The organism is Robbsia andropogonis (genome assembly GCF_000970345.1).
GTDB classification, from domain to species: Bacteria; Pseudomonadota; Gammaproteobacteria; order Burkholderiales; family Burkholderiaceae; genus Robbsia; species Robbsia andropogonis.
The window spans coordinates 1-1,312 of sequence record NZ_LAQU01000189.1 but is presented as its reverse complement, the minus strand read 5'-3'; the positions used below and the strand labels follow the sequence as shown (position 1 = coordinate 1,312).

The window sequence follows — 1,312 nt, the reverse complement described above, 5'->3', positions numbered from 1 at the left end:
AATTCTGCTTCGTTATGATTCATTCAGTTAAAGCCCGCTAGTGCTTATCTAGCAACCTGCAGTACCGCGACTTGGCTCCAGGCAGTATCAGTCGCAAGACCTCGGTCTCGGAGCGTCCTGTCTACTACCTCGTGGGAGTAATCATTCCCACCGAGGGCATGGCTATTCCCTTTTCCTTATTCCCGAAAAGGAGTCTTCCATGTCTGGCACCTCGTACCTTTCCTGCGCCGATACGGCAAAGCTCGTGCGAGCGTCTCTTAAAGAAGCGTTCCCGCAATGCCGTTTTTCCGTGCGCAGTAGCACTTACGCTGGGGGCGCGTCGATATCGATCCGTTGGACGGATGGTCCAAACCACACTCAGGTGGAGTTCATTACCGGCAAGTTTGCGGGTAGTTACTTCGACGGTTCAATCGACTATAAGGGTTCGATCTTCCATCTGCTCGATGGCGCTCCGGTGCACATGGGCGCCGATAGCATCCACTTGTCGCGTTCGTATAGCGAGGGCTTCATTGAGGCAGCAATCGGCCGTGTGTACAGACGCTTTCTGGGCAACTTTCAACAAGCGCGAATGGGGTGCCCAAGCGCGCATGAGTATCGTCGAGGCGCATTGTGGGCTGCCTGTCTTCCAGGGTTGCACGACTGGAATCACGGCAACCTGCAACGCGAAATTGACTCTGTGCTGCACAAGCACACCTTCTGTTTGACGGTGGAGAAGTCGAAGACCGCGGGGCGGATTTTCGTGACCCACGACGACGGCTACTCACGCAGTTGTGGTTCTGGCATGAGCGCAGTGGATGTTGGGTCGTAGATTTGGTTCGCCGGACGGGTTCCGCAATCCGAGTCCTTGAAATCGGGATGTCGCCTTTAACCATAGAGGAGTTCTGTCGTGATCACAGTGATTGCATTCAAAGAGAAAAACGAGCGAACTGGCCGAGAAGCGTTGGTCGTATCGCATGGCATTGACGAGCGTACAGGCAAAACCGTGATCTTGCCTTGCGAGTCGCCTGAGCAGATAGGTGCCACGTTCTGTTCAAAGAGGGGTGAATACGTCATCTTCGATTCGGGGTCGCATAAGTAGTTAGCGCGCTACCGTTGCGATGCAGAAACAGGGACTTGTTTTTTTTATAGGCTCGGTTATTATTCACTCAGTTATAGCCCGTTAGAGCTTATCTAGCAACCCGCAGTACCGCGACTTGGCTCCACCATGCAGTAAGCAGTCGCAAGACTTCGGTCTCGGAGCGTCCTTCGTCTTACACCCTCGTGGGGAATAATCATTCCCCACCCGGGCATGGCTATTCCCCTTTCTTTTTTC

The 1,312-nt window shown here is 53.6% G+C and carries 1 protein-coding gene; it reads left to right on the top strand.

Annotated elements, in window-relative coordinates; translation table 11 throughout:
• Positions 1–199: 199 nt before the first annotated feature.
• Positions 200–808, top strand: a complete 609-nt coding sequence (locus WM40_RS27035) for an LPD29 domain-containing protein (protein WP_046154639.1) — start codon at positions 200–202, stop codon at positions 806–808.
• Positions 809–1,312: the final 504 nt, after the last annotated feature.